We start from the raw sequence: 6197 nt of genomic DNA on the forward strand, positions 1-6197 counted from the left end.
TAGCCACTCGGCACTGTCCTGAAATGGGCCTGCAACAAGGACCCTCCAGAAGCTTCTCTTACACCGACAGTCGAGCGGACGTGATCCGGGAGCGGTGTAGATCGCCGTGCTGGCCGTCAGTGTTGGGCGGGGAGAGGAGTACTTTCATGACCAAGCTGCAGGGCAAAGTGGCGATCGTCACAGGAGCGTCGAAAGGCATCGGTGCAGGTATTGCGAAGGCGCTGGCGGCCGAAGGTGCCGCCGTCGCCCTAAATTATGCCTCTAGTGTAGAAGATGCAGATCGCGTCGTCGGCGAGATCGGAGCAGGCGGGGGCAAAGCTATCGCAGTACGCGCTGATATCGCGAGGGCCAGCGATGTCGAACAGCTGTTCTTGACAGCCAAGAAAGAGCTTGGGGTGTTAGACATACTTGTCAATAACGCGGGAATATATCGCTTTGCTCCGATCGACGACTTCACAGAATCCGAGTTCCGCCTGCATTTCGACCTAAACGTCCTCGCTCTATTACTCTGCACGCAGCAGGCTGTAAAGAACTTCGGGCCAAATGGAGGCAGCGTGGTCAATATCGGATCCGCGGGAACACGTGTGGCAATTCCGACATCCGCTGTCTACACGGCCACGAAGGCTGCCGTCGCCTCGATCACGCAGGTTCTCTCCAAGGAGCTGGGGCCACGGAATATCCGTGTGAATGCCATCTCACCCGGTGCAGTAGAGACCGAGGGCCTTCACGCCATGGGATTGGTGAACTCCGATGCAGCGCGAGATTTCGTTTCCAAAACTCCTTTAGGCAGGATGGGCCAGCCTCAGGACGTTGGATCGGTCGCCGTGTTTCTTGCATCTCCGGATGCAGGCTGGATAACGGGTGAGGATATTCTTGTGTCAGGTGGCTTGCGGTAGAAGCCGAACCGTCACCTACCGGTAGGTGGCTGACGAGGGCGTTCTCGGTCCGGTCGCCCACGTTCCGAAACAGGCCACGGCCGAGCAGCATCAGCATCGTGCGTCCGCGAGCTTCGGCAGTGTCCCTGGCTGTGCCGTCTGTACCTCGATCTGGCGCAACGTCGACACGATCTGCTCCGCGCTCGTCTTCTGACTTCGCCTCATCTCCGACTTCTCCGCTCCTCCCAATTAGCCCGGTCAAAAGCCAACCGGTCAGGTCACCGATGCTCGCACCGATGCATGGCACCAGATCATTGAGGATTGGCGGCAGATTGGTCGGGGGTCGAGCCGTCGGGCAAGGCGTGATCGGTCGGAAGAGGGAGCATCATCGGTTTGCCACGCAACCCCGCGATCTCCAGAGCGGCAAGCGCGGCTGCATACAGCCATCGAACTGTCATGAGGGTCCGACCGTTTGCACCCCTGACAAACGCAAGGAACCGCGCCCTGCAATCGTCCTGTAACTTCCTCTCCCAACCCTGTGCTGTTCCAAGTGGCCTAAAGGACATCCGCATGGATCTCTCTCTCAAGGGCAAGCGAGCGCTCATCACGGGTGGATCGAAGGGCATCGGACTTGCGACGGCAGCGCTTCTCGCTGAGGAAGGCTGCGATCTCGTTCTCGTCGGGCGTGACTCCAGCAGTCTCGCCGGCGCCGCGCAGGCTCAAGTGCGTCACGGGGTGGGTGTCCAAGCTATCCCGGCAGACTTGTCTCGTAGCGCGGAGCACGCGCGCGTCGTTGAGGAAGCCGGAGGTATCGACATCCTCGTCAACAACGCCGGAGCCATTCCAGCGGGAGATTTCCTGGCTGTTGACGAGGCGACATGGCGATCCGCTTGGGACCTGAAGGTCTTCGGGTATATCGATCTGACCCGAGCCTTTTACCCCACGCTGAAGGAGCGCGGAGGCGTTGTCGTCAACGTTATTGGATCGGCAGGCGAGCGTGCCGAGCCGAGCTACATCGCAGGCAGCAGCGGCAATGCGGCCTTGATGGCATTCACGCGCGCCCTGGGGGCATGCTCTCCGCGCGACGGAGTGCGAGTGGTGGGGATTAACCCTGGTCCGGTCGCCACCGATCGCATCGAGATGCTGCTGCGAGCCAACGCCGAGCGCACCACCGGCGATGCAGAACGCTGGCAGGACGCGTTCAAGAACAATGCATTCGGGCGCGCAGCCACGCCCGAAGAGATCGCCGCCGCAGTGGCGTTCCTGGCCTCGCCACGATCCGGCTACACTTCTGGAGTCATTCTGACAATTGATGATCCCGCTCGCGTGCCGCTCTGATTAGCCTTGGTATAAACCGGGGTTGCCTCGCCGGGTGTTTCCTGCTGCGGCCGCCGGCCTTCAGGCGAATCTTACGCGTCAAGGCCATCTCCACTTCTGCGGCTATGATGCCGGGAGCAGATCGGCAGCTCTCGGTCAAAACCAGCCGTTCAAAGCCAATCGAACTGCCGGCAAGCAGCTCTTCGATGATTCAAGAAGGGCCGCGCGCATTTCTGCACTTGGCAACCTGAGTCCGCCTCTACTCGTCAGCCTCGATCTGCGTCAGGAAGATCAGCACGACCGCAAGGCAAATAACAAAGCGGAAAGCAGCCTGAACGGCGTTCCACTGCTGGGATTGCCACATCAGGAACCACTCAGACGCGACCGTCATGAACCCGAAGAACCAGATGGCGATCCCGATCGTCAGGCCGACGACGGGCAGCACCGTTGCGCGCGAAAAGCTCCGCCGGTCAGACCTGAGATGCCGGAACATGGCGACAGATCCGGCGAGGTTCAGAGGCCGGCCGTCAGTTCGCCTGCAATGATGAGCCCATAGGCGATCTGATGCATCAGGGGCGACGAGATCCCTCGGTCCTTGAGCCGGTTGTCCGGGAACGTCGTGTCCATCGTCATCACGTGCTGAACGAATGTGTAGTTCGAGCCGTAATCGACGACGTTGTTGCAGCCCACGACGAGGCAGAACAGGGCGACGAAGAGAACGAGGATCGTCTTCGAGGTCCTGACGGCGAGCACGTGCAACGGTGGCGGCAGATGGCTCATCCTCTTCGTTCCGGGTGCGTCATTGCAGCATCAGAAGCTTGCCCCTCGGCGTGCCCGATCTCCCGACCTTTCTTGGCTGTGCTCGAGGCGAACTACGCACGCCGGTCGGCTACGCCGATGCATAGCGCCACCTGCACAGCCCCCCGCCACAAACGCCGATCACCGCGAGAGCGCTGTTCAACCTTGTCGACGAGACGCAGAAGCCGACGAACAGCGCTCTCGAGAAGCTCCTCAAACGAGGATAGCCTACTCGGGCTGCAAATCGACATGAGCCATCTCGGCGCCCACGCAGCCCCGAACATGAAAGCCGGAAAGGCAGCATGTCTCAGTCTGCTTCGGTCCTGAGGAGCGTGATCCTCGGTTTAGCCCTCATCATCGCCGGCTCCGTGTCGTCGACCGAGCGACCGTGGGCCGTCTTGCCGCCAACCCCCAAACTGCCGCTCGCAACCGTGTCAGGTCGGCTGCCCGTCAACGACATCGAGATGTGGCGGGCCGAGCTCGGCTCACCTGATAGTAAGCCCGTCCTCCTGGTCCATGGCGGCCTCGCGAACGCCGACTACTTCGGCGCGATCATTCCCTTGCTCGTAGACGAAGGCTTCCGCGTCATTGCGGTGGACAGCCGCGGCCACGGCCGAAGCACGCGATCGGCGCAACCCTTCAGCTACGAGCTAATGGCCGCCGACATCCTGGCGATGCTGGACGCGTTGCAGATCTCGAGAGCGGATCTGGTCGGTTGGAGCGATGGCGGGATCATCGGCATCGTCATGGCGATCCGTCATCCCGAACGCCTGAACCGCGTCTTCGCCTTTGGCGCCAACACGGTCCCAGACGGCGTGATCGCCGACTTCGACAAGGCAGGCGTGTTCGCGGAGTTCGAGAAGCGCGCCAGCGAGGAGTACAGGAAGCTCTCACTGACACCGGGCGAGTACGACAGCTTCCTGAAGCAGATCCACGACATGTGGGCGACGCAGCCGGACATCACCACCGAGCAGCTGAAGACGATCCGTACCCGGATGGTCGTCGCGGACGGTCGCTATGACGAGGCGATTAAGCAGAGTCACGACCGCTACATGGCCAGCACGATCCCGGATGCCCGCCTCGTGATCCTGCCGGGCGTCTCCCACTTCGCGATGCTCCAGAACCCGCCTCTGTTTGCTAGGGCCGTGCTGGATGCGCTGACGGCATCCTGGGACGACTGAGCAACTTCGTTCCGCTGGGTTAAAAGACCCAGAATGCACCACTACCGAACCTTGCCTTCCATCTGGCAAGCGGCCCTTCGGCTTTGCGCCCATCTCGGCCATTCAGCGGCCTTGGCCGGCATCTCCCAAGCGGATATCGGCACAGATTGGATCACAAGCAGCAGGCAGAGTTCTGATTTGCAACGGGTCCTGCGAACCATCGAAGGCCTCCTGACCAAGCTTCGCGCAAGGTCATAGGTGTTTTGACTTGATCTACTGGGGCTCTAAAGCTTTTTCACGCCAACGATGCAAAACCCATGCCCGAAAGGATCACTGCAGAACGCGACTGGGGGAAAGCCTGACACGCGGTGCACCTGTTCTGATCTTGCGCCGTTTGCCAAGGCGCGTCCAAGTGTTCCTTCGAAGTCGTCGACACGAAAATCGACGTGAACCGGTGTCCAATGGCGCTCATACCGGCGAAGGTCATTGCTTCCTGGTGCTGGTGATGATCCTGCCGGTTTCGCAAGGAGCCCGATCGTAGCATCACCCGAGCTCAACATTGCGTAGCCGAGATGAGGTCGGGAGATCTCGACGAAACCGAAGACATCACCAAAAAACTTCAGGCCCTCTTCGATCGATGGGACGTCTATGGAAACAGTCACCTTCATCTCAGCTATCCCGTTCGCTTGTATGTTGACCGGTCTTTACGGAGCTGAACGCGCATGAGGCCGCGATCCGGCCAGAACCTCGCATTGCGGCAAACGTCGGCTTCCCACATCCATCCGGGCCTTCGCCGGCAGCGGGTGTTTCCAAATTCCGTGTCGGGTTCGCTTCCGCAGTCAGCGCGGCAGCACGATGTGGGTCGCAAGCTCCGTGAGAACCGTCTCTGTCACCCGATAGCCGAGGCCCGGCAGGTCGATACCCGCAAACAGGTGCTCGCCCCGGCCCAGAACAATGGGCGACACCGCCAAGTGCAATTCGTCGATCGCGCCCGCGAGCAGATACTGGCGAACCGTCGACACACCACCGCCGATCTTAACGTCCAAGTCGCCGGCGGCAGCCTTGGCCTGGGCGAGCGCTGCCTCAATGCCCCCAGTGACGAAATGGAAGGTCGTCCCGCCCTCCATCACGATGGCCGCGCGGGGGTGGTGGGTGAGGATGAAGGTCGGCGCGTGATATGGGGAATTGTCACCCCACCAGCCCTTCCAGTCGGGCCCGCCCCAATCGTCGCAGGCCGGCCCGAACATGTTGCGGCCGAGGATGAAGGTGCCGAAGCCTTCCGCCGTGGCGCGGGCAAAGCGATCGTCGGTCCCTCCATCTTGCCCGATCATCGATCGAAAGGTCCGGATCGGTAAGAACCACTTGTGCAGCTCCCGGCCGCCCTTGCCCAGCGGGTGCTCCAGGCTCCGGTCCGGGCCGGCCCCGAAGCCATCGATGGAGACCGCGAAACCTCTCGCTCGCACTCTGCCCATAGCAGTCAGACCTCTGCGTCCAGCAGGACGATCAGGTCGTCCAGCTGCGCGAACTGCTCTCCCCACCCGCTCGTGCTGCCAGAGGCCAGGGCATCGTCGAGCGCTTCCTTCGAGGGATAGAGCTCTTGCACGACGACGTCTGTCGCACCGTCCCTTTCCTCGAAGGTTACCGTGGTGACGGGTCCATCCTCACCCCCTTCGTCGTTGGTCCAGACGAGGCGGGCATGGGGTGTCACCTCGACGTATCGGCCGAAGAACGCCATGGGCTGCTCCGAGGAGGGGTGGCCCATCAACAGACGGTACGTGCCGCCCGTGCGGATATCGGCCTCGAACGAGATCAAAGAGACGCCGCAGGATTTGGGCGCCCACCATCGCTGGAACAGCTCCGGTCTGGACCACGCTTCGAAGACGATCCAGGCCGGGCCGTCGACAGTCCGCGTGACGGCGAGCTCCCTGTCCGATGTCCGCTCCACTGTTGTGCGTGCCTTCTCGGCGGGGTCACTCTGTCTGCCTGCCTTCATCAGCTGCTCGCTCGTCATTGCTGGCTTCCCTTCACGCCGCCTGGCGCGGGCCCG

General features: G+C 61.6%; 8 protein-coding genes. 3 read left to right on the forward strand and 5 right to left on the reverse strand.

All coding sequences use genetic code 11. From position 1 onward, the window contains the following. Positions 1 to 146: 146 nt before the first annotated feature. Together MOX02_RS28825 and MOX02_RS28830 are read left to right on the forward strand one after the other, a co-directional pair. Positions 147 to 896 carry an SDR family NAD(P)-dependent oxidoreductase gene (locus MOX02_RS28825; protein ID WP_147029217.1) on the forward strand — a complete coding sequence of 250 codons (750 nt, stop codon included), beginning with the start codon at positions 147 to 149 and terminating at the stop codon, positions 894 to 896. Positions 897 to 1445: 549 nt separating this feature from the next. Then, the gene (locus MOX02_RS28830) at positions 1446 to 2213 is read left to right on the forward strand and encodes a short-chain dehydrogenase/reductase (RefSeq protein ID WP_147029218.1); all 768 of its coding nucleotides are present in this window, start codon (positions 1446 to 1448) and stop codon (positions 2211 to 2213) included. A gap of 238 nt (positions 2214 to 2451) precedes the next feature. Here MOX02_RS28830 and MOX02_RS32785 read toward each other — a convergent pair whose 3' ends face one another. Together MOX02_RS32785 and MOX02_RS32790 are read right to left on the reverse strand one after the other, a co-directional pair. Further along, on the reverse strand, positions 2452 to 2685 hold the full coding sequence (locus MOX02_RS32785; RefSeq protein ID WP_210250420.1) for a DUF2165 family protein: 234 nt from the start codon (positions 2683 to 2685) through the stop codon (positions 2452 to 2454). A gap of 20 nt (positions 2686 to 2705) precedes the next feature. Then, a complete protein-coding gene (locus MOX02_RS32790; RefSeq protein ID WP_210250421.1) occupies positions 2706 to 2972 on the reverse strand; it encodes a DUF2165 domain-containing protein in 267 nt (88 codons plus the stop codon). 320 nt (positions 2973 to 3292) lie between these two features. On the opposite strand from MOX02_RS32790, the gene MOX02_RS28840 reads away from it, so the two are divergent. Beyond that, positions 3293 to 4171: an alpha/beta fold hydrolase gene (locus tag MOX02_RS28840; RefSeq protein ID WP_147029219.1), complete on the forward strand. Its 879-nt coding sequence runs from the start codon at positions 3293 to 3295 to the stop codon at positions 4169 to 4171. A 263-nt stretch (positions 4172 to 4434) separates the two neighbouring features. Here the strand turns inward: MOX02_RS28840 and MOX02_RS28845 are convergent, their stop codons facing one another. From MOX02_RS28845 to MOX02_RS28855, 3 genes are all read right to left on the reverse strand, one after another. Next, positions 4435 to 4818, reverse strand: coding sequence for a VOC family protein (locus tag MOX02_RS28845; protein WP_147029220.1), 384 nt, complete (start codon positions 4816 to 4818; stop codon positions 4435 to 4437). A 171-nt stretch (positions 4819 to 4989) separates the two neighbouring features. Next, positions 4990 to 5622 carry a dihydrofolate reductase family protein gene (locus MOX02_RS28850; RefSeq protein ID WP_147029221.1) on the reverse strand — a complete coding sequence of 211 codons (633 nt, stop codon included), beginning with the start codon at positions 5620 to 5622 and terminating at the stop codon, positions 4990 to 4992. Positions 5623 to 5627: 5 nt separating this feature from the next. Continuing rightward, positions 5628 to 6161, reverse strand: coding sequence for an SRPBCC domain-containing protein (locus tag MOX02_RS28855; RefSeq protein ID WP_147029222.1), 534 nt, complete (start codon positions 6159 to 6161; stop codon positions 5628 to 5630). Between the last annotated feature and the right edge of the window lie 36 nt (positions 6162 to 6197).

The organism is Methylobacterium oxalidis, assembly GCF_007992195.1.
Classification (GTDB): domain Bacteria; phylum Pseudomonadota; class Alphaproteobacteria; order Rhizobiales; family Beijerinckiaceae; genus Methylobacterium; species Methylobacterium oxalidis.

Coding starts and splice junctions, on each gene's coding strand:
- MOX02_RS28825 (WP_147029217.1), top strand. CDS start 147: ATGACCAAGCTGCAGGGCAAAGTGGCGATCGTCACAGGAGCGTCGAAA.
- MOX02_RS28830 (WP_147029218.1), top strand. CDS start 1,446: ATGGATCTCTCTCTCAAGGGCAAGCGAGCGCTCATCACGGGTGGATCG.
- MOX02_RS32785 (WP_210250420.1), bottom strand. CDS start 2,685: ATGTTCCGGCATCTCAGGTCTGACCGGCGGAGCTTTTCGCGCGCAACG.
- MOX02_RS32790 (WP_210250421.1), bottom strand. CDS start 2,972: ATGAGCCATCTGCCGCCACCGTTGCACGTGCTCGCCGTCAGGACCTCG.
- MOX02_RS28840 (WP_147029219.1), top strand. CDS start 3,293: ATGTCTCAGTCTGCTTCGGTCCTGAGGAGCGTGATCCTCGGTTTAGCC.
- MOX02_RS28845 (WP_147029220.1), bottom strand. CDS start 4,818: ATGAAGGTGACTGTTTCCATAGACGTCCCATCGATCGAAGAGGGCCTG.
- MOX02_RS28850 (WP_147029221.1), bottom strand. CDS start 5,622: ATGGGCAGAGTGCGAGCGAGAGGTTTCGCGGTCTCCATCGATGGCTTC.
- MOX02_RS28855 (WP_147029222.1), bottom strand. CDS start 6,161: ATGACGAGCGAGCAGCTGATGAAGGCAGGCAGACAGAGTGACCCCGCC.